Source organism: Tunturibacter psychrotolerans (assembly GCF_040359615.1).
Taxonomy (GTDB): domain Bacteria; phylum Acidobacteriota; class Terriglobia; order Terriglobales; family Acidobacteriaceae; genus Edaphobacter; species Edaphobacter psychrotolerans.
Window position 1 is genome coordinate 1,530,772 of sequence record NZ_CP132942.1, and the last position, 26,999, is coordinate 1,557,770.

At 56.4% G+C, this 26,999-nt stretch carries 16 protein-coding genes, 1 pseudogene and 1 riboswitch; of the genes and pseudogenes, 6 read left to right on the forward strand and 11 right to left on the reverse strand.

Annotated elements, in window-relative coordinates:
• Positions 1-444: 444 nt before the first annotated feature.
• From RBB77_RS06270 to RBB77_RS06285, 4 genes are all read right to left on the reverse strand, one after another.
• Positions 445-1,749 carry an MFS transporter gene (locus RBB77_RS06270; protein WP_353065642.1) on the reverse strand — a complete coding sequence of 435 codons (1,305 nt, stop codon included), beginning with the start codon at positions 1,747-1,749 and terminating at the stop codon, positions 445-447.
• A gap of 299 nt (positions 1,750-2,048) precedes the next feature.
• Positions 2,049-2,480 (reverse strand): MliC family protein, encoded by a 432-nt coding sequence (locus RBB77_RS06275; protein WP_353065644.1) that lies wholly within the window; start codon positions 2,478-2,480, stop codon positions 2,049-2,051.
• A gap of 525 nt (positions 2,481-3,005) precedes the next feature.
• A complete protein-coding gene (locus RBB77_RS06280; RefSeq protein ID WP_353067587.1) occupies positions 3,006-3,188 on the reverse strand; it encodes a zf-HC2 domain-containing protein in 183 nt (60 codons plus the stop codon).
• Positions 3,189-3,237: 49 nt separating this feature from the next.
• The gene (locus tag RBB77_RS06285; protein WP_353065646.1) at positions 3,238-3,816 is read right to left on the reverse strand and encodes an RNA polymerase sigma factor; all 579 of its coding nucleotides are present in this window, start codon (positions 3,814-3,816) and stop codon (positions 3,238-3,240) included.
• 496 nt (positions 3,817-4,312) lie between these two features.
• On the opposite strand from RBB77_RS06285, the gene RBB77_RS06290 reads away from it, so the two are divergent.
• The gene (locus tag RBB77_RS06290; protein ID WP_353065648.1) at positions 4,313-5,854 is read left to right on the forward strand and encodes a CoA-acylating methylmalonate-semialdehyde dehydrogenase; all 1,542 of its coding nucleotides are present in this window, start codon (positions 4,313-4,315) and stop codon (positions 5,852-5,854) included.
• A gap of 12 nt (positions 5,855-5,866) precedes the next feature.
• Here RBB77_RS06290 and RBB77_RS06295 read toward each other — a convergent pair whose 3' ends face one another.
• From RBB77_RS06295 to RBB77_RS06325, 7 genes and pseudogenes are all read right to left on the reverse strand, one after another.
• Positions 5,867-6,832, reverse strand: a complete 966-nt coding sequence (locus RBB77_RS06295) for an aspartate aminotransferase family protein (RefSeq protein ID WP_353065650.1) — start codon at positions 6,830-6,832, stop codon at positions 5,867-5,869.
• 122 nt (positions 6,833-6,954) lie between these two features.
• Positions 6,955-7,260, reverse strand: a pseudogene (locus RBB77_RS06300) (aminotransferase class III-fold pyridoxal phosphate-dependent enzyme); the annotation flags it as partial.
• Positions 7,261-7,284: 24 nt separating this feature from the next.
• A complete protein-coding gene (locus RBB77_RS06305; RefSeq protein WP_353065652.1) occupies positions 7,285-8,739 on the reverse strand; it encodes an NCS1 family nucleobase:cation symporter-1 in 1,455 nt (484 codons plus the stop codon).
• The gene (gene hydA, locus RBB77_RS06310; protein ID WP_353065654.1) at positions 8,736-10,139 is read right to left on the reverse strand and encodes a dihydropyrimidinase; all 1,404 of its coding nucleotides are present in this window, start codon (positions 10,137-10,139) and stop codon (positions 8,736-8,738) included. Before hydA ends, RBB77_RS06305 begins: the two co-directional genes overlap by 4 nt.
• Before the next feature lie 72 nt (positions 10,140-10,211).
• Entirely contained in the window at positions 10,212-11,636 is a 1,425-nt protein-coding gene (preA, locus tag RBB77_RS06315) for an NAD-dependent dihydropyrimidine dehydrogenase subunit PreA (protein ID WP_353065655.1), read from the reverse strand.
• A complete protein-coding gene (locus tag RBB77_RS06320; protein ID WP_353065657.1) occupies positions 11,623-12,981 on the reverse strand; it encodes an NAD(P)-dependent oxidoreductase in 1,359 nt (452 codons plus the stop codon). Before RBB77_RS06320 ends, preA begins: the two co-directional genes overlap by 14 nt.
• 212 nt (positions 12,982-13,193) lie before the next feature.
• Entirely contained in the window at positions 13,194-14,441 is a 1,248-nt protein-coding gene (locus RBB77_RS06325) for a Zn-dependent hydrolase (protein WP_353065659.1), read from the reverse strand.
• Between the two features lie 198 nt (positions 14,442-14,639).
• Here RBB77_RS06325 and RBB77_RS06330 point away from each other — a divergent pair, with 198 nt between their 5' ends.
• The 5 genes from RBB77_RS06330 (at position 14,640) to RBB77_RS06350 (ending at position 26,951) form a co-directional block, all read left to right on the forward strand.
• A complete protein-coding gene (locus RBB77_RS06330; RefSeq protein ID WP_353065661.1) occupies positions 14,640-15,917 on the forward strand; it encodes an ectonucleotide pyrophosphatase/phosphodiesterase in 1,278 nt (425 codons plus the stop codon).
• A gap of 96 nt (positions 15,918-16,013) precedes the next feature.
• Positions 16,014-16,211: riboswitch (cobalamin riboswitch) on the forward strand.
• A gap of 79 nt (positions 16,212-16,290) precedes the next feature.
• The gene (locus RBB77_RS06335; protein ID WP_353065663.1) at positions 16,291-19,857 is read left to right on the forward strand and encodes a carboxypeptidase regulatory-like domain-containing protein; all 3,567 of its coding nucleotides are present in this window, start codon (positions 16,291-16,293) and stop codon (positions 19,855-19,857) included.
• An 83-nt stretch (positions 19,858-19,940) separates the two neighbouring features.
• The gene (locus tag RBB77_RS06340) at positions 19,941-22,157 is read left to right on the forward strand and encodes a penicillin acylase family protein (RefSeq protein ID WP_353065665.1); all 2,217 of its coding nucleotides are present in this window, start codon (positions 19,941-19,943) and stop codon (positions 22,155-22,157) included.
• Positions 22,158-22,246: 89 nt separating this feature from the next.
• Positions 22,247-22,894 carry a GntR family transcriptional regulator gene (locus RBB77_RS06345; protein WP_353065667.1) on the forward strand — a complete coding sequence of 216 codons (648 nt, stop codon included), beginning with the start codon at positions 22,247-22,249 and terminating at the stop codon, positions 22,892-22,894.
• 634 nt (positions 22,895-23,528) lie between these two features.
• On the forward strand, positions 23,529-26,951 hold the full coding sequence (locus tag RBB77_RS06350) for a carboxypeptidase-like regulatory domain-containing protein (RefSeq protein WP_353065669.1): 3,423 nt from the start codon (positions 23,529-23,531) through the stop codon (positions 26,949-26,951).
• Positions 26,952-26,999 lie beyond the last annotated feature (48 nt).

Sequence of the window (26,999 nt, forward strand, 5' to 3'; positions counted from 1 at the left end):
TCCATCAACAACAGACACAAACCTTCCCTGAGGAGACCATCATGGCCGAGCAAGCCTCTGCAACACATCCCCATCGACCGAAGATGGATGGATCATCTGACTCAATTTGTTTGAACTGCTTGGCGACCGTCGCTGCAAAGCACGATGCCGATCAGCCTGGCGTTTCGTTGCACCACGTCTGTCCTCCTGTCTTCTCACCCAGACGGAATGCCCCTTTACAGCAGTCGGCTTGAATCCGGACATGGGAGTCTTGCTCGCACCAGGCGACTCCCAATACCACTCTGCTAAAAATAAATTTGGAATCCGTGGCGTGTTTTTCGCATCCTGAAATGTGACGGCTAAATGACCATCTTTACCACGCATTTCACCACAACTTGACCATCAAAACACCACGTCGTTCCCTCGCATTTTTCAAAAATACCCCCCGAAAGGTGCCCCGAAAAATTATTTCACCGCGGCGGCAACCGAGCCGGAGACATTCGACGGCAAACCTTCTGCATGGTCCCTCTGATGGAAGCTTCTGCCTCGCTTCTCCGGACCGAACCAGAAGATCAGCAGTAGAGAGACGATCACCAGCGTCTCAAAAGAACACAACGCCCACGGATAACCGAACTTGCCCCGCAGCAGATTCTGCAACGGCAACACCGGTGAAGCAAACAACACGCCAAGTTGATACACAAATCCAGGAAACAGCCCACGAATCGCATCCGGCGCCAACTCGTTCAAGTGAGCCGGAATCACTCCAAACGCGCCTTGCACCCCGCTCTGCATCAGGTACGATCCAACCACAATTGCCAGCACCGAACCACCGAATGCCCACATCGGCATTGCAAGCAGACACACACCAAGTGCAGCGATCACGGCATATCGCCGCCCAATTCGTTCCGACATCGCCCCCACCACAACCGCTCCAATGATCGCCCCGACGTTGTAAATCACCGGAATTCCTAGCGTCGCTTTCATCCCCAGCACGGTTGCGCCATTCATCCAGGGCAGCGTCTTCAGGAAGTCAGGATAAAGATCTTGAGTCCCATGAGAGAGGCATGTGATTGCCGTCATCAGCAGCAGAAGATATCCAAAGACGCCCATATGTTGAAACAGTGTGCCGAAGATCTTCCCGAGTGACGGCGTCCGATGCATTCGCCACGCCGCTGATTCAGGCGCGAATGCGGCCAGCGCCACAATAACGAGAGTTACTCCAACTCCAACAAAGAACATCGTCTGCCAGCCAAACGCCGGAGCAATGGTCTGCATTCCAATCGCTGCCATCAGGTATCCGAAAGGATAACCGCCTTGCATCAGCCCAGAAAGAATACCGCGCCTGTGCCGAGGCGCACTCTCCATCGCATAAGAAGCGCCAATACCCCAATACCCGCCCATCCCCAGGCCGTACAGCAGTCGCATCGCCAGAAAGATCCAGTAGGTCGGCGCAAGACCGCTCAGCACGGTCACGGTCGAAAAGTACAGAACACAAGCAATAAGCGGCTTCTTTCGTCCAAACTTATCGGCCAGAGCTCCGAAAAATAGAGCCCCTATCGGTCGCATGGCCAGCGTAAGTGTCATGCTCCACACAATCGCTGCCTTCCCTACGTGAAACTTCCCCATCAGCTCCGATATGAGAAAGACAACAACAAAAAAATCGAAAGCGTCGAGAACCCAACCGAGGATGCCGGCCGCGACGGCAAACCTCCATCCTGGAACTCCATCTTCGGAATTTGCCGCAGCGGCTTCGGTCTCTTCAAAATTCATAAAAGAGGTCTCTCTTCACACAAGTGCATAGTGGACGATCAGGAGCTATCTCGAGAACATATTCACTTTGTACATCGAACATCAGATTTGATTCTTGCAGAAATACTACAGTGCGGCGGTTGGAGGTATTTAGACCGACAAGATTGCTTTTCATCCGATCGACACTTGCGGCGCACGCACGTAGTCATCGACATGGCTGTACTTGCCGTCGAAGTCACTAACGCGCCTACATATTCTTCCAGAAAGATGTGGAATCGCGGGAGACGAATAGGGAATCCGAATGCGCAGCGTGATGGAGATTACTCAACACGGTGACATTGAGAGGTCAAATTGCCCGCGATAGAATCCGACGAAAAACTAACTCCTCGGCCTCCCGCATCCCACCAAATATATTGCAAAGCCGCATATCGTGCCCCTGAGCCCGACATTACGTTCGCAAAGATCAGCGAATGCCCTCCAACGGGAACAACTGCAAGACTGTTTCCCGCCCCATTCACATATTCAACCGAAAAGACCTCCGCAGGCAGCCCCATCTTGCTTCCCTGGACGTCACACTGGTACCTCACAGTCTTCCGCGATATCGGTTCCGAACTGTTCAAGTGGATCGTTAAATCGGTCGCCGATGCAACAACGCTGCAGGATAGGACAACTAAGCCGGCCGCGACCTTCAACGATGGTGCGTTCATAGATTGCCTCCTCAGTCTGGCTGAACTCGAAAGTCCACCCATCATAACCTTCAAGAGCCATCAGCTTTACGAAGGCTCCTGACTTTCATGGGTTGGCCGAATTCTAAGTGATCCAGAAGACGCTTTCGCGCCGATGGAGGCTGCTCCAACAGATTGATGGTGAGAAACCTGCGGAGGTGATGTCTCCCGTCACCTCTCGCAGGCATCACCAGCCCAAGAGCTCAACTGGCTGGAACTCGAGATCAATCTACACTGCTTTGAAGGGAAGCAGTTCATGCTTACCTAAAGATTTATCGGCTGGAGAGAGTTGTACCAGTGTGGTCATCGACTCTCCCATCGCATATCTGGGCACGCACGTTACGTAGTGATGGTCGCGCCACACTCGTTTCAACCGCTCTCAGAAATTATTTGAGCGTGGCTAAATTAACAGATTCGGTCGAGCCTCCTCAAGAGGCGGATCATCTTCTCACGAACCGGCGTAGCGCTGAAATGCAGCCCAATATATATAGACTTTCGACTGACTCCGTCGGAACGCATAGACCTCTTCTCGGGTTCGGCGCTGGCTTCGATCTAGAAACAGACTTGGTTCCTGCTTCGCCGCTGCCAGAACGTCACGCGAAGAGCGGCTGCGCACTCCGGACAGTCAATGAAGTGTTCTTCAAACGCATCACGTTCGGGGGGAGGCATCTCGCCCAGTAAACACTTCTTTACCCCTCTGCTCTGTGCGGCTTCGAAATGATTTACGAGAAAGATGCCTCAAGTCGATAGTGTTTCCGACAGGGAATCGTGTCACTATTCTTTCTCAATTCATCCGGCTGTCGCCTAACCGACTTATATAGAACGTCTTAAAAGACTGTTTCGCGCGATGCACCAACACTCTCAGATAATCACGGGTGATACCAAACTCGTTGCACACTTCATCCTTGTCGCGCTCCTCAAGCAGCACGGATTGCAGCAGCATACGATCTCGGTCAGTCAATTCCTTAAGAATTTGGTGAACGATCCGTTGCGCATCCTTTGTCTCAAGAAGGCTGAGCGCACTTGGATCATGATTCACTAACGTCGCTTCCGCATCGCTGTCCAGGAACGACTCGGTTTTGTTCTTGGACCGGTAATGCTCCAACAACACGTGGTTGCAAACCGAATTTACAAATGCTCCCAGGCGATCGGGTTCTCTGAGACCTTTCGGCGAGCGAACCAGTCCCAACACTCGTACAAATGTCTCCTGCCTGACGTCTTCGATGGCTTCTCTGGAGCTCAATCGAGAACGCAGCTTAAGTTGGATCAGTTCTCCGAAGTAGCTGACAAAATGCTCCTCGGTGCGGGCGTCTCCGGATCGGAGTTTCTCAAGATACGCCGCGTCGAACGCAAAAAATTGCAAGTTCTCTCTCCCCAGGCGGCTATACTGCGCCCAAGTTTACACTGTAGGAAGAGCTTGTTACGAACCGTCGCGGCAATCCTCCGTTACCATCGCTCCAAACCTTAGTACCTCATTCGAAGTGCTGTTTGCCCCGACAAAATGCCGAGTCATACGAGATAGGTAGCCCGATCTCGGACCATCTACCGGTATTTGCGTACCCGCCGACCCCGGAACCTCTCAGGTCTGAGGGTCGGAGGCATTCGCAGCGAAACGAGTGAACCAAGGCAGAACAGCGTCGAAAAATAGGACAAAGAGATTCCAGCCAGGATGACATTCAGATTGTGATCCGAGAACGATAGACGTTTCACAATCCCCGAAAAATTCGATGAATGCGGCCCGAATAACGTCCACACCCTCTAAGCCGCTCAGGCTCACAGCCGATCGGCCCTATCGACAGACACATTCGGCGTTCCCTCGAATCGGCTGGTAGGATAGTCCTCTCAAGAGGAGGCTGCCTATGTCCGCCACATCCACTCTGCCCGCGTCCCTATCCGCCGAACGCCAACTCCGAGAGGTCCATCACTGGGTCAACGGTGAGACTATGCGCGGAACTTCCGGACAGTTCGGAGACGTGTATAACCCGGCAACCGGCCGCGTGCAGGCGAAGGTCGCCCTAGCAACCAGCGCTGAAGTTAATCTCGCCGTAACCGCAGCTGCCCGGGCATTCCCGGCATGGTCGGCCCAGCCGGCCCTCCGCAGGGCCCGCGTCCTCTTCCGGTTTCGCGAAATCTTCGAGCGGCGCCTCGACGAAGTGGCAGCGCTACTCACCAGCGAACACGGCAAGGTCTTTTCAGATGCAAAAGGCGAGGCAACCCGAGGCCTCGAAGTGGTCGAGTTCGCGACCGGCATCCCTCAGTTGCTCAAAGGGGAATACACCGAGCAGGTAGGCTCCGATATCGACAGCTGGTCCATGCGGCAACCTCTCGGCGTCGTAGCGGGAATCACGCCGTTCAACTTTCCGGCCATGGTCCCCATGTGGATGTTCCCCATAGCCTTGGCATGCGGCAACACCTTCGTCCTGAAACCGAGCGAGCGCGACCCAAGCGCATCGCTGCTCCTCGCGGATATGCTCAAAGAAGCGGGACTGCCGGACGGTGTCTTCAACGTCGTCAACGGCGACAAAACAGCGGTCGATGCCCTCCTCTCCCACCCCACGGTGCAGGCAATAAGTTTTGTGGGTTCCACTCCCATCGCCGAATACGTCTACCGCGAAGGGACGAAGCATGGCAAACGCGTCCAAGCCCTCGGCGGCGCTAAAAATCACATGATTGTCATGCCCGACGCGGACCTCGACCAGGCCGCCGACGCCCTTGTCGGCGCAGCCTATGGATCGGCAGGCGAGCGATGCATGGCGATCTCAGTTGCGGTCACGGTAGGAAACGCTACTGCCGACAAGCTAATCGACAAGATCGAACATCGCATCGAAGGCCTGCAGATGGGCGATGGCATGAAAGAAGGCGCAGAACTTGGCCCGCTTGTTACAAAGACGCATCTGGATCGAGTAACCGGCTACCTGCAGCACGGCCAGTCCGAGGGAGCAGAACTCCTCGTCGACGGCCGCGAGAACGCCCTCGCAAAAGGCGAAGGCTTCTTCCTTGGCGCTTGTCTCTTCGATCACGTCAAGCCGGAGATGAAGATCTATCGTGAAGAAATCTTTGGTCCCGTGCTGGGCATCGTGCGAGCCAGCGATTTTGAAACTGCGCTGCAACTGATCAACGATCACGAATACGGCAACGGCACTTCTATCTTCACACGCGACGGGGACACCGCGAGAGACTTCGCGCACCGAGTCCAGGCTGGCATGGTTGGTATCAACGTCCCCATTCCTGTGCCGATGGCCTTCCACAGCTTCGGCGGGTGGAAGCGTTCCTTGTTCGGCGATCATGCAATGTACGGACCCGAGGGCGTGCGCTTCTATACGCGCCTGAAGACGATCACAGCTCGCTGGCCGACAGGCATTCGCAAAGGGGTAGACACCTCGATGCCGACTCTGGGATAAGTTCTCTTGTCCTTACTGCCCGACAGCAGCATCTGCCAGCCCGAGATGTTTATCGAGCACTGAGATCCCGTGATCAATCTGCTCCTTGGTCACAATCAGCGGCGGAGCAATCACGAAATGCGAGACCCAAGCCTGGATCGTAACTCCATCGGCCAGTATCTTCGCGGCGATCTGATCCACCAGCAACGGCTTTCCGGAAACCTTGTCTGAATACGTGTTGAAGGGCTCTTTCGTAGTCTGATCCTTCACCAGATCGACCGCCCAGAAAAGCCCTTTTCCGCGAACGTCACCGATGCTGGCATGTTTAGCCTTCAACTCTCTAAGCTTGCCTTCGACATAAGGCGCAAGTTCCCGCGCCCGTTCCACAAGTCCAAGACGCTGCATCTCACGAATCGTAGCGACCGCCGGCGCAAGCGTAAGCGGATGCGCCTCGTAAGTATGACCATGGGCGAAGTAATGATCCTGAAAGTACTCAGCGATCTTTTCACTCGTCGCGCAGAGCCCCAAAGGAACATAGGCCGAAGTAATTCCCTTGGCCGTCACCAGAATATCCGGAACGACTCCCCAGTGATTCATCGCAAACCACTCGCCGGTGCGCCCCCATCCCGTCATCACCTCATCCGCAATCAACAAAACGCCGAACTCATCGCAAATTTTGCGAAGCTTAGGCATGTACTCTTCCGGAGGAACGATCACCCCATTGGTTCCAACGATCGGTTCCACCAGAACAGCCGCCACATCCGATTCGTTACGAATCATATGTTCGATGTAGTCAGCGCAGGCGATACCGCAGCCCGGATACGTGTGTTTGATCGGACATTTGTAACAGTGAACCTCCGGCGCGAAGAGAATCCCCGGCCCTTTGCCACCCGGTTCCATAGCCCACCGTCGCGGATCTCCGGTAGCCGCGATAGAGCCGGCAGTTGAACCATGATAAGAGCGGTACCGTGCGATGATCTTCGACTTGCCGGTGTACATGCGAGCAATCTTGAACGCCGCCTCATTCGCCTCGGTACCAGACGTAGTAAAGAAAAATTTATTGATCCCCCGGGAAGAACTTCCAGAAGAATCTGAGACAGCTCCGCGCGCGCCGTAGTCGCGTACCCCGGCATCGCATAGCTCAACTGCTGCGCCTGTCGGGAAATCGCATCAACAACAGCCTGATTTTTGTGGCCGAGGTTCGAGCACATCAATTGCGACGAAAAGTCCAGGTACCGCTTTCCCGATCCGTCGACGATATAGCAACCCTCAGCGTCGACGATGTGCATCGGGTTCCATCCCTTTTGAAATCGCCACGTGCCGTAGTTATGCTGCCGCGTAAGATCGACAACCTGTTGGCTGGTAAGCGGCTCTGACTTATTGGAGTTCTGTGGCTCGACTAGATCGATGGGGCTCATGAGTGCCATCCTATTCTTGTGGCGTTGCGTGTGTCACGAATTCGGCGAATGTGGAGTAACTGGCCGGTATCGCAGCATCAGGAAATAGTAGCTGGTCGCAGCAACAAAAAAACCAACGAACCATGCGTAATCGTAGAGTAATCGCAAAGACGGAACTGCGAGCCCAATCAACGCTACGACCACGCCCGCGGCCAGCGCAATGATTGCCCTGGGATTCACGCCGCGCGTGTATTCATAGGGGCCTCCGCGTCGGTACAGGGAGACGGTATCCAGCCGCGTACCCCGAATCAAAAAATAATCCGCCACCATAATGCCTGCAACAGGCCCCAGCAGTCCTGAATAGCCGATGAGCCACCCAAAGATATAGCTGCCAAAGCTGCTCATCAACTTCCACGGCATCATCGCGAGACCCAAAAATCCCGTAATTAATCCACCTGTGCGAAAACTGATCAACCCCGGAGCAAGATTCGAGAAGTCATTTGAAGGCGAAACCACATTCGCGCCAATATTCACATTCAGCGTCGCAATCAACAACGCGACCAGCGCCAGCAATGCGGCTAACGGTTGATGGAAGCGTCCAAGCAAAGTGATCGGCGACCAAACCGGCTCACCAAAAATAACCTCCGACGCTGAAGTGCAAGCGATCCCGATGAAAGAATAAAGCACCATCGCGACTGGTAGGCCAAACGCTTGCCCAACAATCTGAGAATCCTGCGACTTGGCGTAACGCGTAAAGTCCGGAATATTCAGCGACAGCGTAGCCCAATACCCGACCATCGCCGTCAGCGATGGAAAGAAGAAGCGAAGAAAACTGCCCGTCGTGTGAAAGTGGCTCGGTGCCGATAGCATAGGTCCAAATCCGCCCGCCTTATGCAGCATCCAGAAGAGAAGCGTCAGCGACATCACAAGCATGAATGGCGCGGAAAAACTCTGCAGAAACCGAATTGACTCAACGCCCCGCCACACAACATACATATTCAGAAGCCAGAACCCAAGAAAACTTGCCCACAGCACAGAAGGCGCATGTGCGGTCGCAGGCCACAGCACAGCGATCATCGCGGCAATTGCCTGTCCCCCAAGCCACGACTGAATCCCGAACCATCCACAAGCCACGAAGGCCCGCAACATGGCAGGCAGATTCGCCCCCCGCGTGCCAAAGCTCGCACGCACAAACACAGGGAAGGGAATGCCATACTTTGCCCCGGCATGCGCATTCAGAAGCATCGGCACCAGCACGATCAGATTCCCCAAAAGGATCGTCAGAATCGCCTGCTTCCAATTCATACCGCCCGCGATCAGCGAAGACGCGAGCATGTACGTCGTCACCTCCATCGACATCGAAAACCACAGTGCGATGTAGTTGTAAGTACCCCAGGTGCGTTGCGCGGCGACAGTGGGAGCAAGATCATTGTTATAGAGCCGCGAGTCATAATCCGCGGCCAGCATCGCGGAAGACTGATCAACGACTCCAGACGTGATCGAACTCACTGCCACGCTCCTCCCCTCGCCTCTCGCCGCAGATACTGACCGCGACCAACCGTGGCAACATACCGTCCCCCATCGGCAACAAGTTCCCCACGCGAGTAAACCTGTCGCGCATTGCCCTTCACCTTCCACCCTTCGAACAACGAAAAATCACAACGCATATTGTGTGTTGCAGCGGAGATCACATGCTCAGCATCCGGATCCCAAAGCACAATATCCGCATCCGAACCCGCGGCAATCGTTCCTTTCTTCGGATACATCCCGAAGATCCGCGCCGGCGCAGTAGATGTAATCTCGACGAACCGCTGCAACGAAATTTTCCCCGCATTCACACCGAAGTGATACAGCAGCTGCATCCGATTCTCCACGCCTGGCCCGCCATTGGGAATTTTGCTGAAATCATCTTTCCCTAGCTGCTTCTGGTCGGCAAAGCAGAACGGGCAGTGATCGGTCGAAACCACCTGCAAGTTATCTGTGACCAGTCCGTCCCACAGCTTCGGTTGATTTTTCTTTTGCCGCAATGGCGGAGTGAAGACATACTTTGCCTCCTCAAAGCTCTTTCCAGGCATCTGGTCTTCAATCGACAGCAAAAGATATTGCGGGCAAGTTTCTGCAAATGCCGGAACCCCACGATCCCGCGCCTCGCGAACCTGGTTCAGCGCGTCTTCACTCGAAAGATGAACAATATAGATGGGGACTCCAGCCATCTCCGCCAGCGCAATCGAGCGATGTACCGCCTCAGCCTCTGCCTTTGTAGGCCGCGTCAGCGCATGGTGGATCGGTGCCGTTCTCCCCTCCGCAAGTGCATGTTGGACGATTACATCAATCGCGCTTCCATTCTCAGCATGCATACACACCAGCGCACCGTTCTTAGCCGTCTGCCGCAGAGCCTTGAAGATCGTTCCGTCATCTACCATCAGCACATTCGGATAAGCCATAAAGAGCTTGAAGCTGGCGACACCCTCCCGCACCATATCATCCATATCGTGCAGCCCCTGCTTGCCGTTGTCGGAGCCAAGATCGGTCACGATCATATGCAGCCCGTAGTCGATACAGGCTTTGCCCTCGGCTTTCGCTCTCCAAATATCGAGCGCGTCCCGCATGCGCGTTCCCTTGGCCTGGATCGCGAAATCCACGATCGTAGTTGTCCCGCCAATCGCCGCTGCCCGCGTCCCGGTGAGGAAGTCATCCGCAGACACAGTCCCCCCAAACGGCATATCCATATGAGTGTGTGCGTCGATTCCGCCGGGCAAAACAAAAAGGCCCGCTGCGTTCACAACCGTATGCCCCGCAGGATCGATGTTGGCGCGTACCTCCAACACAGTGCCCCCGTCAATCAGGACATCTGCCTTTTCAACGCGGTCAGCCGTGACAACGGTGCCTTCCTTAATCAGAGTTCCCATCTTTGCTCCAGATCATTTCAACGCTACAGTTGCACAGCCACAAGGCGTCCGCCCTCATTAGGCAGATCTACATCACGTATTGGTGCTCATCACTCCGCTCGCGCCCGACGGGACCATGCCCTTTGCGACTCGTTGCTCCCAGCTTTCAGCCGAGATGCCTTTATCAATACGCTCCATCGTGATGCAGTTCTCAACCGGACAAACAAGCGAGCATAGATTGCACCCCACGCAGTGGTGCTCATCCACACGCGGAATTCGTTCAAGCGGGGTGACCGCAGAGATCGTTCTCGCACTTCCCGTGTCGAGTTTCGGAATCGGCGTGCTCGAAATCCTTCGCGCAGCTTCAACTTCGACCATCGCCGGCGTTCGCGTCGTATCGAGCACTGGAGACGTTCGGTCAAGATGAATGCACTGATGCGCCCCATCCCAGCAAGCCGTGTAGCAAAGCTGACACCCAATGCACAAATCCTCGTGGATGCGAGCAACGATCTGATAGTTGAGGTTGAGCTGCTTCCACTCGCGAACATTTGGAAGCGACAACCCGCGAAAATCTTCGAGTGTCGCAAACCCCTTCTCAGACATCCAATTCAACAGTCCGTCCTGCATATCTTCGACGATCCTATAGCCGTAGTGCATCGCAGCGGTACACACCTGCACCGTGCTACAACCCAGCAGAATGAACTCCGCCACATCACGCCAGCCTCCGATACCACCAATCCCCGAGAGCGGAAGCACGCTCCCAGCATCTGCCTGAATTTGCTGAACCATATTGAGCGCAATCGGCTTCACTGCAGGTCCACAGTAGCCGCCGTGCGAGCTCTTGCCATCAACGTTCGGGTTCGGCTGAAATGTATCGAGATCGATGCCCGTAATCGAGTTGATAGTATTGATAGCCGACAGCGCATCCGCACCGCCGCGTTTGGCGGCACGCGCAGGTATCCGAATATCCGAAATATTCGGAGTCAGCTTGACGATTACAGGCGTACGAGCCTTTTCCTTAACCCACCCCGTAATCTGTTCGCAGTACTCCGGCACCTGTCCCACTGCAGATCCCATGCCGCGCTCACTCATCCCATGGGGGCATCCAAAGTTAAGCTCAAGCCCGTCAGCACCCGCATCCTCCGCACGTTGCACGATGTCATGCCAGCTCTCGCGCTTACTCTCAACCATCAGCGAAGCAATCACCACGTGCTTCGGATACCGCCGCTTCACCTCCGCGATCTCCCGCAGATTCACTTCAATCGGACGATCCGAGATGAGCTCAATGTTATTGAAGCCCATCATGCGACGCCCCTCCCAATCGATCGACGAGTAGCGCGAACTCACATTTGTAATTGGCTCCCCAATCGTCTTCCAGACAGCTCCTCCCCAGCCTGCGTCAAAGGCACGCATGACCTGCTCCCCGCAGTTCGTAGGCGGCGCAGATGCGAGCCAAAAAGGATTGAGGCACGAAATCCCGCAGAAGGTAGTTTCCAATGTCGGTTTAGACGATGACATGTTGTGCCTCCAACCATGCAGCGATGCTGACGCCTGCGCGCTTTCCGTCTGCAACTGCGTCCACCACTTCGCGGCCGCCGTTGGTGCAGTCCCCACCTGCAAAAAACTTCGGGTTGGAGGTCTGTCCCGTCTCTCGGTCAATCACAATCCGACCACGTTCAGCCTGAATCTTTCCAAACTCACCCGGATACTCAGAGAGAAAACCTGAATGCGTAGCTTGTCCAATCGATAGAACAATCAGATCAGCTTCAAGAACGAACTCCGATCCTTCTTGAGGCACGATCGAACCATCATCCGTCGAGTCAAGCTTCGTCAACTCGATCCCCTCCACTGCTCTACTGCCACGAATGCCCGTCGGTTGAACATGCCATAAAAATTTCACACCCTCATTCTTCGCATGCTCGTACTCAAACGTGAACGCAGACATCTGTTCAGGTCCTCGTCGGTAAACGATATGCACATCAATAGCCCCAAGTCGAACGGCTGCAATCGCCGCATCAATTGCAGTATTGCCGGCTCCCACCACGACAACACGATTGGGTACAGTCGTCAGCGAGCCAGACTTGTATCCAGCAATTAGATCGAGTGCGTTCGTCACTCCGGGGAGCCTTTCTCCAGCGACTCCGAGCTTATGAATCGCGCCCAGTCCGATGCCTAAGAAAACCGCATGATGTTTCTGTTCAAGTTCGGCAAGTCCCGCAGCATCGATCCTCGTCTCGAAGTGAAAGTCCACCCCCAGCTGCGCAAGCATCTCAATCTCACGCAGACTCTCCACCAATGGCAACTTGTACTCCGCAACTCCGTAAGTGTTTAAGCCTCCGGGCAACGGTCGCGCATCGTAGAGATCGGCGCGAATGCCACGACGCCGAAGCTCAGCGGCGCAAGCCAGTGAAGCCGGTCCTGCGCCAACCAACGCAACCGATAGCCCAGTTTCGGCGCCAGGTTCAAACGGCAGCGGAGCTCCACTGTCATACAGCGCATCCATCGCAAAACGCTGGAGCCGTGCGATCTGAATCGGTTGTTTGTTGTAGCGATGCATCACGCAAGCCCCTTCGCAAAGCACCTCCACCGGACACGCCCGAGAACAGCTCGCTCCCAGAATATTCGCATCCAGAATCGTGCGCGCAGAGCCCGAAAGATTCCCGCTGGCAATCTTCTTGATAAATCGCGGCACATCAATATGCGTTGGGCATGCATTCGTGCAGGGCGCATCGAAGCAATACAGGCAGCGATTAGCCTCAGGCACAGCAGCCTGCCGGTCGAGTGGCGGATGCAGATCGCCAAAGCGTTCTGCCACCTTTGACGTAGCTGCGATCTGCTCAGGAAAAGGAACGCGCTCGCTCATCAAAGTCCGATCATCCTGTCAGGCTCAACAAAATCACAGCCGGAGAAACATCCATCGAATGTGGGCAATTGCATCATGGAAGACATCATGACCCTCCTGGACCGCGCATCTTTTATCAGGAGTGACTATTATGCACTATCTCGCCAAACGTACTGCCAACCAGAGAGATCCAAAATCACTTTGAATCATGCAATAGAGGAAATCCATCTTCATCATGATCCCTGCTCACTCAACCATCTCAAGGTCTTTCTCGCAAGCCGATCGAACGCCTGCACAGCCAACGTCAAATCTTCGATCCTCGTATCTTCCGCTTTATTGTGGCTCAGCCCAGCAAGCGATTGAGTAAACATCATGACGGTCGGAATCCCAGCGCGCGCGACCTCCGCAGCATCATGCAGCGGACCGGACGGCAGCCTATGAGACACGCTGCTCGTCTCCCGGACTGCCTCCTCACAAAACTCAATAAGCTGCGGATCAAACGGGACCGGTTCAATACTCCAAATCCTCGACCAATCGACAGTGCAGCCTTCTTCCTTCGCGAAACGCTCACTGGCATCGCGAGCATCACGCAACATCGAAGCCAGCACCTTCTCGTCAAGGTCACGCATATCAAGCGTAGCCTCGCAACGTCCCACCACAGCCGTCACAATCCCGGGAAAAGTCTTCACACTTCCCATTGTCGCGACCGCATCAGGATGTTTCCGCGCGATCGGACGAATCTCAAGCGCCAGCTTAGCCGCAGCCGCCAGCGCATCCCGTCGTACGCTCATCGGCGTCGATCCAGAATGAGCCTCCTGCCCATGGAACGTGATGGAATGGCGCTCCACCCCTTTGGTTCCCAGTACAACTCCCAATGGCAGACCCATTCCCTCGAGCACCGGCCCTTGCTCGATGTGCAACTCCAGATACGCAGCAGCATTTCTCCGCTCCTCCGCAGCCCTCCCAATCTGCTCCACATTAATCTTGCAGCTTAGAAGAGCATCCTCCAGCCGCACGCCATCGCGATCCGTCCGACTGCGATCGGCTTCAATCGTATGAGTCCCTGCAAATGCGGAAGATCCGAAGAGGCTGCGACCGAATCGCGCACCTTCTTCATCAGCCCAGTCAACCAGCCGAATCGTGATCGGCGGGCGTCCGTCAAAATCTTCTACCAGGCCACGCGTCACCTCGAGTCCAGTGAGCACGCCAAGGCATCCATCCAACCAACCCCCATTCGGCACAGAGTCAAGATGACTCCCAAGAATAAGAGCTCGATCTGAATCGCCCCGAAGGGTAGTCCAGGAATTTCCCGCAGCGTCATAGTGATGTTCTAACGGAAGGCCTTTCAGTTTCTCCTGAAACCACTCTCGCGCCTTGAGCCAGGCTGGAGTCCACGCCACTCGCTGAGCGCCGTCGGCGTCGCCCGTCAACGCACGAAGTTCCTTAAGATCAGAGATGACTCGAAGCGGATCAACAGGCACTCATCTCCTCCTAAAAAATAAGGTTATACCTGTCGCAGGTTTGTGGGTGGAATTTGAATGCACAGCAGCTTCGAGTCCAAGCGCCATCAAAAACTTTCGTGTCTCTGTGTCTAGAAGCCGTTAAAATGGTTCCGAACTCTTGGCCTTTCTTCCATCCAATAACCGTGCTCATTTGGTGAGCAAATTCGGGAGCAGCATTTGTCCATCCGCTTATCCATTCTCAAAGCTCTCGTCTTTGCCGTCCCGCTCGTTCCCTTGGCACAGAACGTTCAAGCCGAATCCCCCCAAAGCTCAGAAGGCGATAAAGTCGTAAAAATCGCCGGTGCACCCAATACGCCCAGAAAGCAGAAAAAGCACTATGTCGTTCTCGTCTCACTCGATGGCTTCCGCTACGACTATCCACAAAAGTTTGGCGGACCACATATCGCCGAACTAGCGCGCACCGGAGCAACCGCACCAGGGGGCATGCTGCCGTCCTACCCCTCCATCACCTTTCCGAACCACTTCACCCTCGTCACCGGTCTTAATCCCGAGCATCACGGAATTGTAGGCAACGTGTTTTACGATTCCGTTCGCGGCGAGACATATTCCTACCGAGACCCGAAGACCGCCACCGACGGAAGCTGGTACACAGGCACCCCGCTTTGGTCATTAGCCGAACAACAGGGAATGCGTGCCGCATCCTTCTTTTGGCCCGGCTCCGAAGCAATAATCGCAGGCGAACGGCCCGACGAATATCTCCACTTCGACGACGGCTTCGACGACCAGAAGCGTATCGATCAGGTAGTCGCCTGGCTCAACCTGCCTCCGTCGGAACGTCCGCACTTCATTACCCTCTACTACAGCAACACCGATCACGCCGGACACACCTATGGTCCTGACTCACCTCAAGAGCAGGAGCAGGTCCATCACGTCGATCAACTCATGGGTGATCTCAAAGCCAGACTCGACGCCACTCATCTCCCCATCGACCTCATCATCCTCGCCGATCACGGCATGATAAAGACGGAAGGCGACTGGATCACACTCGACCAATTCGCCGATCTCTCACACTTCAAAACCGAGGGCACGCTCCTCTACGCCGAGAGCGAAGCTGACGCCCAGAAAGCTTACGAGAGCTTTCGCGCTCACCCAGACCCGCGTTTCACCGCCTATCGTCGAGTCGAAGTTCCTGCCTATCTCCACTTCAACGAAAACTCACGCGAAGGCGATCCAGTTATCGTCCCCAACGGTCCCTACAACATTCGCAGCCATGAGAGCCCCCGCAACCCACCCGCAGGCGAACACGGCTATGACGTAACCCGAATGCCCGAGATGAAGGCGATCTTCGTCGCAAATGGTCCCGACATCCGCCCGGGAACGAAGCTCGCCAGCTTTCAAAACGTCGATGTCTATGACTTCATCGCAAAACTCCTACAGCTCAAACCCGCGGCCAACGACGGGGAATTGAAGCCACTGCGACCCGCTCTGAAGTGACTTTTCATGATTTCGTCAAACAAATAATAGATATTTACGCAGAAGGCCGGATCCCTTCCGGCGTCGATTTCACCGAGTCATCGACGTGTGCTAATTTGTAAGAGAAACATCTTGGGTGCCCGCGAGGGCATAAAAGGGAAGCCGGTGTAAGTCCGGCATGGTCCCGCCACTGTAATCAGGAAAAGACTCTTCACGAGCCACTCGGTCTCAATCGGGGAAGGCGAAGAGTCAGGAGCCGCTCAACAGCAGCTTCCGCCTGTAAGTCAGGAGACCTACCCAGGAAAATCGTGATTCTACCCCCGCGTGGAAACGGGGCCGATCGCTCACTGACCCTGAGCCTTACGCCTGCTTTGCCACGCCTTTCGAGGCGAACGTGCTCTTATCGAAGTCAAGCAGCTCCGTCGTCAGAACACTTGTATCAACTCTGACGCTTGCCTTCCTCTTATCCGTCTCTACACTCCTGCACGCCGCAACCGGCGGCAGTATCTCCGGTACCGTCACGGATCAAAGCGGCGCCATCGTTATGGGCGCGGCGCTCAAGCTCGTCAACATCGCACAGCAGACAACATACCAGGCAATCTCCGACAAGCAGGGGTTCTACATATTTCCAAATCTGCCCGTCGGCCACTACGACCTCATCATCACCGCCTCCGGTTTCAACACACAGCGAAGAGCTGACCTTACTGTAGACACCGACTCCGCCATCCGCGTCAACGCTGCTCTCGATATCGGCACGCGGTCCGACGTCGTAACGGTCACGAGCGAAGCCGGCGTTCAAGTCGAGACCGTCGCAACCCATCTCGGTGAGGTAGTATCCGGCGATCAGATGACCGCCATCCCTCTGAACGGCCGCAGTTACACCGATCTGCTCGCCATCCAGCCAGGCGTCGCGCCCGTCACGACTCTTCTTCCCAGCTCCGTCATCATGGCCGGAGTCACCGGCAGCATCGACCCCTCCGGCGATGCCAACCCCGGCACCCTCTCCATCAATGGCCAGCGCGAATCCTCCAACGGATTCATGGTCAACGGAATCAACGTGGAAGAGCCCATGAACGGTGGAACCGCCGTTATCCCCAATCTCGACTCCATCGAGGAGTTCCGCGTCCTTACCACCAACTTCGATCCCGAGTACGGCAACTACAACGGCGGCATCATCACCGTCGTCAGTAAATCCGGGACGAACCGTCTTCACGGCAAAGCATTCGAGTTCTTCCGCAACACCAACCTCGACGCCAAAGGCTACTTCGATCAGACCCGCGCCTCCTTCGACCAGAACCAATACGGCGGAGCCATCGGCGGTCCCATCAAACGCGACAAAATATTCTTCTTCACAGACTTCCAGGGAGCACAAACCACACAAGGCGTCTCAACCGGCAACATCTCAGTCCCCACCGTCTCGCAGCGCAAAGGCAACTTCATCGATCCTTCCTCAAGCAAGAGCACACTCACTGGATGCGTCAGCGGCCCTTATCTGGCCTCGTTACTCTCGCAGGAACTGGGGAGGACAGTTACGGCAAACGATCCCTACTCGGCTCAATCCGTGTGTACGCCTGCCGGTGCAGCGAGCGGCCCCATCGTATTCCCGGATGGAGTAATCCCACAGAGTGCAGTATCCGCTCCAGCAAAGAATCTACTCCAGTACATTCCCTCGCCTAACGTCACCTCCAACGGAGTGCAGAACCAGTTCTCCAGTTCCGCCTTCTCGCAAACCGTCCGCGACGACAAGGGCTCAGTCCGCATCGACGGCAACAGCCGCTTCGGCCAGCTCTCCGCCTACTACTTCATTGACGACTACAGTCTCGACAATCCCTACCCCGGCTCAGTCGCTGGCGCTAGCGTGCCCGGCTTCGACGCCCTCTTCATCGGCAGAGCGCAGCTCTTCTCAGCTAGCGACACAAAGGTGATCGGCGCAAACACCGTCAACGAGTTCCACATTGGCTATCTGCGCAACGCCAACATCATCGGCCAGCCAAAGGGTGGTCTCGGTGTAAGCCTCGCCTCTCAGGGTTTCACCGACCCTGCCAACGGAGGAATCTTCGTCCAGGCCCCACAGTTCGAAGGCATCGAAAACATCACATTCCCGACCTTCGTCATGGGCGTCCCGATTACAAACATTACTCAGACCAACAACACCTACTATCTCAGCGATGGCATCTCCCGCTCCGTCGGTTCGCACACTCTCAAATTTGGCGTACAGTTTCACTCCGATCAGGTCAACGAACATCCCAACGCAACCTTCAACGGCACCTTCAATATCAACGGCACCGAAACCGGAGACCCCTACGCGGACTTTCTCCTCGGCACCCCCAGCAACTTCACACAATCCTCCGGCCAGCCCTTCTATCTTCGCAATCGTTACCTCGGCCTCTACGTGCAGGACAGCTGGCGCGTTCGCAGTGACCTCACCATCAACGCCGGCCTCCGTTGGGATCTCATCGAACCCTGGTCGGAAAAATATAATCAGCTCCAGACCTACATCCCCGGAGAGCAATCGACGCTCTACCCTGGAGCCCCCGAAGGTTTTGTCGTCGCCGGCGATCCCGGAGTCCCCAGCACCATAGCCCCCACCAGCTACAAAAACTTCGCCCCGCGCATCGGCTTCGCCTACACACCAAAATTCGATCAGGGCTTCTGGAGCAAAATCTTCGGCTCCAGCGGCCAGTCCAGCATTCGCGCCAGCTACGGCCTCTTCTACACCGCATTTCCCGGCCTGACCGCAGGCATCATGTACGCCGTGCCACCCTTCGGCTTCAACTATCTCAGCCCCGGTCCACCACTCCTCGCAACGCCCTTCGTCACCGCCGCAACCGGCGTCAACAATGGTCAACGCTTCCCCTTCCCGTTCCCTTCGCACAACGTCTCGGCATCCAATCCCGACAACACTGTCAACTGGGCCAACTTCACTCCCATCGCCGCCGATCCCTTCTTCTACTACCGCAACCGCGCCCCCTACACCAACAACTACATGCTCTCTATCCAACGCCAGATCACGGGCCACACCTTGCTGACTGTGAGCTACGTCGGCAATCAGGGACACCGCATCCTCGCCCTCGTCTCCGCCAACCCCGGTGATCCCGCCCTCTGTCTCAGTCTTCCCGGCTGCGGTCCCTTCGGCGAAGACTCCACCTACACCAACAGTGCCGGTCAAACAGTGCAGGGAACTCGCGTAGGCCAAGGCCCCCACTACGGCGAAAACACCGCCGACAAATCCGTAGCCAGCTCCAACTACAACGCACTCGAGACCACCGTCCGCTACCAGCACCACGGCTCCCAATTCCTTTTCAGCTACACCTACGCCAAGTCCATCGACCAGGGCTCCAGCCTCGGCGAACAGCTCAACCCCATCGACCCCCGCCAAAGCCGCACCATCTCAGCCTGGGACCTCAAGCACAACTTCGTAGCCAGCTACACCTGGGCGCTCCCTCTCGCCACTCTCTTCCGCAAAAGCAACCGCCTCACCGAAGAGTGGAGCCTCTCCGGCGTCGCCCGCTTCGCCTCCGGTTTTCCCGTCACCTTGTTCGACAACTCCGACAACTCCCTCCTCGGCACCCTCGGCAACGGCGCCAACAACTATCTCCTCGACACCCCGCAGTACCTCCCCGGCGCTCTCAAAATCAACACCAACGGTCGCAACGGACGGCCAGCCTTCAACACAGCGCTCTTTCCCGGAGAGCAATTCGGCCAGCTGGGCAACGCCAAACGCCGAGTCTTCTACGGCCCCGGCATCAACAACTTCGACATGGCCCTCCAGAAAAATCTCCGCTTTGCAGAAGCAAGATCTCTCGAGTTCCGCCTCGAGTCTTTCAACACCTTCAACCACGCCCAGTTTTACGGCCCCGCCGCAGTCGACGGACAAGTCGAAGACACGCAAAACTTCGGCAAAATCGTCAGTGCCGCAGCCCCACGTCTGGTTCAGCTCGCAGCCAAGTTCTCCTTCTAACGCAAAACTACTCATCTCCAGAAGGTAAACTGTTCGCACCGCTGCGCCATTCGAACGCACCTGCAATGGGAGACGAGTAGTTCATGCAGAACAGAAACAGTCGTAAGCCTTTGGCCGTACTCATCGCTGTTCTGCTCGCTTCCTCCACTCTTCACGCTGCCGAAGACAGCGAATCCGCGCGCTGGAAGCAAGAAGCGGCGAGCGTCGTCATCACCCGCGATGACTGGGGTATCGCGCACATTCACGGCACCACCGACGCTGATGCCGTCTTCGGTATGGAGTACGCCCAGGCCGAAGACGACTTCAATCGCATCGAGACCAACTACATCAACGCGATGGGCCGCCTCGCCGAAGCCGAAGGCGAATCCCGAATCTACCAAGACCTTCGCATGAAGCTCTTCATCGATCCCGTTGAGCTGAAAAAGCAGTACACAGCCAGCCCCGATTGGCTCAAAACTCTCATGACCGCCTTCGCCGATGGCCTCAACTTCTACCTCTACAAACACCCCGAAGTAAAGCCACGCGTCATCCACCACTTCGAGCCGTGGATGGCCCTCTCTTTCACCGAAGGCAGCATAGGCGGCGATATCGAACGCATCAACCTGCCCCAGCTCGAAGCCTTCTACACGAACCCACCTGCGCCCCCCGCGTCCAATCTCACCGCTCATGAAGACGGTCCCTACATCCACGACAGCGACCCCCCCGAGCCCACCGGCTCCAACGGCATGGCCATCGCCCCTTCGAACACACGCGACCACCACGCCCTCCTCCTCATCAATCCCCACACATCCTTCTTCTTCCGCTCCGAACTCCAAGTGTCCAGCGACCACGACCTCGATGCTTACGGAGCCGTCACCTGGGGCCAGTTCTTCATCTACCAGGGCTTCAACGAGCGAGCTGGCTGGATGCACACCTCCAGCGGCGTCGACGCAGTCGACGAGTATCTCGAGACCATCCAGAACAAAGACAATCGCCTCTTCTACAAATACGGCAACGAACTCCGACCCCTCACCACAGAGCAGATTTCGGTCCCCTACAAAACCGATCACGGCCTCGCCGAAAAGACGTTCACCATCTACCGCACCCATCATGGCCCCATCATCCGCGCGGCAGATGGCAAATGGATCAGCATCCGCCTCATGCAGGAACCAATCAAAGCGCTCACACAGTCCTACATCCGCACCAAGGCAAAAGACTACAAATCCTTCCGCCAGACCCTCGAACTCAAAGCGAACTCCTCCAACAACACCATCTTCGCCGACGCCGACGGCGACATAGCCTACTTCCACGGTAACTTCATCCCCCGCCGCGACACCGCCTTCGACTTCACCAAACCAGTAGATGGCAGCAATCCAGCTACAGATTGGAAGGGCCTTCTCGCCGTCAACGAACTACCCCAGCTTCTCAACCCCGGCAGCGGCTGGCTCTACAACAGCAACAACTGGCCGTGGTCCGGTGCCGGCATCAGCAGCCTGCGCAAGGTCGACTATCCCGCCTACGTCGAAACCGGCACAGAGACCGCTCGCGGCCTTCACGCCATCCGCGTCCTGCAGGACAAAAAAGACTTCACCCTCGACTCGCTCATCGCCGCGGCCTACGACAGCTATCTCCCGTGGTTCGACCAAACCATCCCCGCGCTCCTCAACGCCTACGACGCGCTCCCATCCTCCGACCCCCTCAAGACCAAACTCGCCGATCCCATTCAGCAACTCCGCACGTGGAACCATCGCTGGGCCATCGACTCCCTCCCAACCTCCCTCGCCATATTCTGGGGCGAAGACATTCGCCGCAATGTCGCACGCGAAGCCCAAAAGGAAGGCCTCCGCGTCGAAGACTACCTCACCACCAACGCCTCCCCCGAGCAGCTTCTGCAATCCTTCTCCGCCGCCACCGACGAACTCGCCTCAAACTTCGGCACATGGAAGACCCCGTGGGGCAACATCAATCGCTTCCAGCGCCTCACAGGAGACATCGTCCAACCCTTCAACGACGCCGGCCCCAGCATCCCCGTCGGCTTTACGTCTTCCTTCTGGGGCTCCCTCGCCTCCTTCGGAGCCCGCACCTACCCCGGAACGAAGAAGTGGTACGGCACCAGCGGCAACAGCTTCGTAGCCGTCGTCGAGTTCGGCGAGAAAGTTCACGCGAAGGCCGTCACCGCAGGCGGCGAAAGTGGCAATCCCTCCTCTCCTCACTTCAATGACCAGGCGAAACGCTACAGCACAGGCGACCTACGTGATGTTTACTTCTACCCCTCCGATCTCAAGGGACACATCGAGCGCCAGTACCACCCCGGAGATTAAAGCTGCCATTTGATTTCTGAGTTATTCCATTGGCGTCAACCAAGCTGTCTCAGGTCCTGAGTCGTGTAGAATCCTCAAACCACCACATCATGATTAAGCTGGCTAAAATCCCAAACCTTACTGAGCTTACCTACCGGAGCATTAAGCAGAATGTGCTGAATGGGACGTTAGGGGAACTATCCCGGCTCACCGAAGAGTCCCTCGCCACCCAACTCGGAATCAGCAAATCTCCCGTACGCGAAGCACTCAATCGATTAGAAGCTGAAGGTCTCGTCCGCATTGAAGCGCGGCGCGGTGCCTACGTTCGTCAGTTCTCCGCGAAAGAGATCAAGGACCTCTACGAGCTTCGCGAAGTTCTCGAGATGCACGCCATCGACGCGGCCAACATCACGCCGAAGTTGCTCAGCGATCTATCAGCCAGCATCAATCGCACCAAGAAGTTTCTCAAGAACGGCAACAAGCTCGAGCACATCGAAGAAGACATGCGGTTTCACAATCTGATCACCGCAGCCACCGGCAACCAGGAGCTTTGCCGCGTCCTCGACAACGTCCAGCAAAAGGCCCTTCTCTGCCGTTCCAAGTCCTACGAACTTTCGGCAACAACTGCTCCCGTCGCTCACACGAAGATCTACCAGGCTCTCAAAAAGGACTCCAGGCGCGAGGCGCGTCTAGCCATGCGCGAGCACATAGTCTTCGTTCGCGAACGCTTACTGGCCACCTTTAAAACATCGAGTTGAATTTCTAACAGTACACACAGCACACCACACGACTACTTCGAGGAGGCATACTCCTCAGAAGATCGACGAGGTGTCCCGCTGTCTCAGAGACCATCGATGTCGTCTGAAACGGACCGCCTGAAGAATTCCGGGCCATCTGTTCCGACGTACTTTCTCGTCAGTTACAAGACTCCTTCCACGATCGATTTTTTCGAAAATCAGAGTCTTCCACCTTCTTCGGCTCTCATCCTTCCTTCTCCTCTAAGTAACTGATTTAAAACTCGCGCAGCGTGAATCCCCGCTGCCCATCAGGGGTTTTGGAAACATCACTCAGAAGCCGAGCATGCGGTAGGACCTCTTCTATTCACATTTTGCCCTTGCATGTTAGTACAGTTGTCTATACCATTTGGCCTTCAAAAGAATTCATTATTTCGGAACGTCTAAATCGATATCGAAAGTTTTCTGCTCGCGGTTTGTTGCAGGGTTTCGCGACAACCGCAATGTCCGAGGGAATAGTTATCAAACGAGACGCAAAGGATTGAAGTCGCTGCGCAACGACAAACTGCAGTGCTACTCAACCTCAGGCGCAAACACTCATAAAAATCTGAGCGACAGTCGAAGTCGCTTCAAAGAGAAATGTAATTGGAGGCCACCAATGAGAGTACGCATCGCTTTATGCAGTTTCTTCACGTTTCTGATCTGTACCTTTGCCCATGGGCAGGACATCAGCGCTAAGATCACCGGAACAGTCACCGACGCCTCAGGCGCCGTCGTCGCAGGCGCGGAAGTCACAGCCCGCGAGATCTCCAGAGGCACCACCTATGACACCCGAACCAGTGCCTCCGGCATCTACTATCTTTCCCCCCTCCCCGTAGGTCAGTACACGCTCAAGGTCACAGCCCAGGGGTTCTCCTCGTCAGAGCGCCCCGCCTTCACGCTCGACCAGGCACAGACCGCACGTATCGACATCGCCTTGACCGTCGGACAAGCCTCGCAGACGGTCGAAGTCACAGGCGCGCCGCCTCTCCTCCAAACCGATGACAGCTACCTCGGCACCGTTCTCGATGCTCGCGCCAATGTCACTCTCCCCCTTGCTACACGCAACTATAACCAGCTCACCCTGCTCTCGCCCGGCGCCGTCACCTTAAACCCCAGCTCCTTTACCGGTCCGCAGGCTAGCTTCCAGGTCGGACGCCCCTACATCAACGGCAACCGCGAGCAGACCAACAACTACATCCTCGATGGCATGGATAACAACCAGATCGACAACAACGACGTAGCCTTCGCCCCCAGCGTCGACGCCATCCAGGAGTTCAACCTCATCTCCCAAAACGCGCCATCCTCTTATGGCAACTACCTCGGCGGCATCGTCAGCGTCACCATCAAATCCGGAACCAACCAGTTCCATGGCGACGCCTTCGAGTTCATCCGCAACGACGTCTTCAACGCCAACACCTGGGCCAACGGCCTCACCAAGACGGCTGGCGGCAGCGCAGCTCCCACACCGAAGCTTCGCTGGAACGAGTTCGGCGGCTCTATCGGCGGTCCCATTGTTAAGGACAAACTCTTCTTCTTTGCCGACTACCAGGGCTCCCGCTTCGACCAGCCCGCAACTTCGGCGCTATTTACCGTTCTCACGACTCCCGAGCGGAACGGCGACTTCTCCGCTCTCTGCACCGCTGGCTTTAACACTCAGGGCGTCTGCAAGAACCTGGCGCAGCAGCTCTACGATCCCCACTCCGCAGGTACCCCCACTGGCCGTCTGCCCTTCCTGAACAACCAGATCAGCAGCAACATCAGCCCCGCAGCATCGAAGATTCTCAACTCGCCACTCTATCCCCAGCCCATCAACTCCCTGGCCACCAACAATCAGATCAACCTCACCCATAGCTCCACCAACTCGGACCAGGGCGACCTCAAGATCGACTGGGTAGCCACGCAGAAAGATCACATCTACGGCCGCTACTCCCAGCAGAACATCTCCAACCCCACCACCAACAGCCTCCCGCTGCAGGGCAACTCGCTCAGCACCTACCCGCTCTACAACGGTGTCATCGACTACTCCCACACCTTCAGCTCCACGCTCATCAATAACCTTCGCTTCGGCGGAAGCTACTTCCCCGTCACCTTCAGCAACACCAACCCCACCGGTCAGGATCTTCCTGCAACCTTCGGCATCGCCGGAGCCGCACCAGGACAGACCTTCCTGCCTCAGATGCTCTTCGCCGGTGCCTTCAACGCCTCTGACTTCGGCAATGACAACCTTGTTCAGCAGTTCCACGACACTGTGGTCCAGGTCGAAGACACCGTCACCATCGTTCACGGCAAACACACCTTCAACCTCGGCTTCGAGTTCTTCCGCTACATCACCAACATCCTCTACGTCGGCAACTCCGGCCTCGCCGGACAACTCACCTTCAACGGCTCCTTCACCGGCAACCCTGGCGTCGTGATCCCTGGCGCAAATGGTTCCACCACTACCCCCAGCGGCTTCGCCGAAGCTGACTTCCTCCTTGGCCTACCTGAAAACGTAGCCGTTGGCACAGGCACCGGTCACAGTCTGCGCAACAACCTCTTCTCCGGCTTCGTCCAGGACGACTGGCATGCTCTACCAAACCTCACCCTCAACCTCGGCCTCCGCTACGAGGTCATCAATCCCCGCGCCGATGCCCACAACGAGGCAGTCAACTACGGCCTCTTCACTGGCGACGTACAAATCGCCGGCATGAACGGCAACTCCTCCGCGCTCTATAACCAGTACAACGGCCCCACCAACTTCCAGCCTCGTATCGGCTTCTCCTGGCAGCCCAACGGCGATAAAGCCATGGTCGTCCGTGGAGCTTACGGCATCTCGAACTTCAGCGAAACCACCGGCACCGGCAACCTGCTCTTCCAGAACCCACCCTTCGCCGTCCAGCCCAACGTGACCAACGCCGGCGGCTCCGTGCCCCTCCCGTCTTCCAACCTCGATGAAGGCTTCTCCACCCTATCCGCCCCCGGCTGTACTGCAGCCTTGGCCATCGCGCAGTCACCCCTCTGCTTCGCCAATGCCGGTATCCACGCCTTCGACCCCAACAACACCCGCCCTGCCGTCTCCCAGCAGTACAACCTCACCGTTCAGCGGCAGATCGGCAACTCCTCCACCTTCTCCATCGGCTACGTTGGCCAGAAGACTGATCACCTCATGGCCATCTCGCTCATCAACCAGAAGGTCCTCGAGGCCAACGGCAACATCGCACCGAGCCCTTACCTCAATCCCACCCTCCAATCTCTCGTCGGTCAGGCGCGTCTCACCTCGTCCGTCGGCTACTCCAACTACAACGCCATCCAGACCAGCTTCCAGCAGCGTCTCAGCCATGGTCTCGAGTTCCAGGCCAACTACACCTTTGCCAAGTGTCTCGGCAACACCTCCGGCTTCTTCGCGCAGTACGGAGACTCCAACGCTGCTTTTACCCAGGCCGGCAACAACCACTTCTTCTTCCAGAACACCTACAACCCCGCAGCCGACTACGGACGTTGCGACCAGAACGTCACCAACTCCTTCAACGGCTTCGTCACCTATGACCTGCCCTTCGGCCGCGGACGGCAGTTCGGCTCCAACATCCCTCGCGCTGCGGATCTCATCATCGGCGGATGGCAGGCCAACTCCATCCTCCAGTTCCACGATGGCTTCCCCTTCACCGCACAGGCGACCGACAACTCCGGCACCACCTCTGGCTTCGCTCGTGCCAACTGCGACGGTCCAGCCAGGAACACGCCGTACCAGCGCTCTACTGTCGCCGGCAGCCCCGGCTACACCTGGTTCGATCCCGGCTCCGTCTCCCAACCCACCAGCGGCTTCGGCAACTGCGCGGTCGGCAGCTTCACCGGCCCCGGTCTCCAGGCTGTTGACTTCAGCGTCTCCAAGAGCTTCCACATCGTTGAAAGCCAGAGCCTGCAATTCCGCGCCGAAGCCATCAACGCCCTCAACCACCCCATCCTGAACGCTCCCAACTCCTCCATCGGGCCTAACTTCGGTCTCGTCAACGCATCACAGGGAGAACGCAATCTTCAATTCGCTTTGAAGTACATGTTCTAACCCTCTCGCAAACATTTCCCTTGGAGGAGAGCGCATCAACACCTTGCG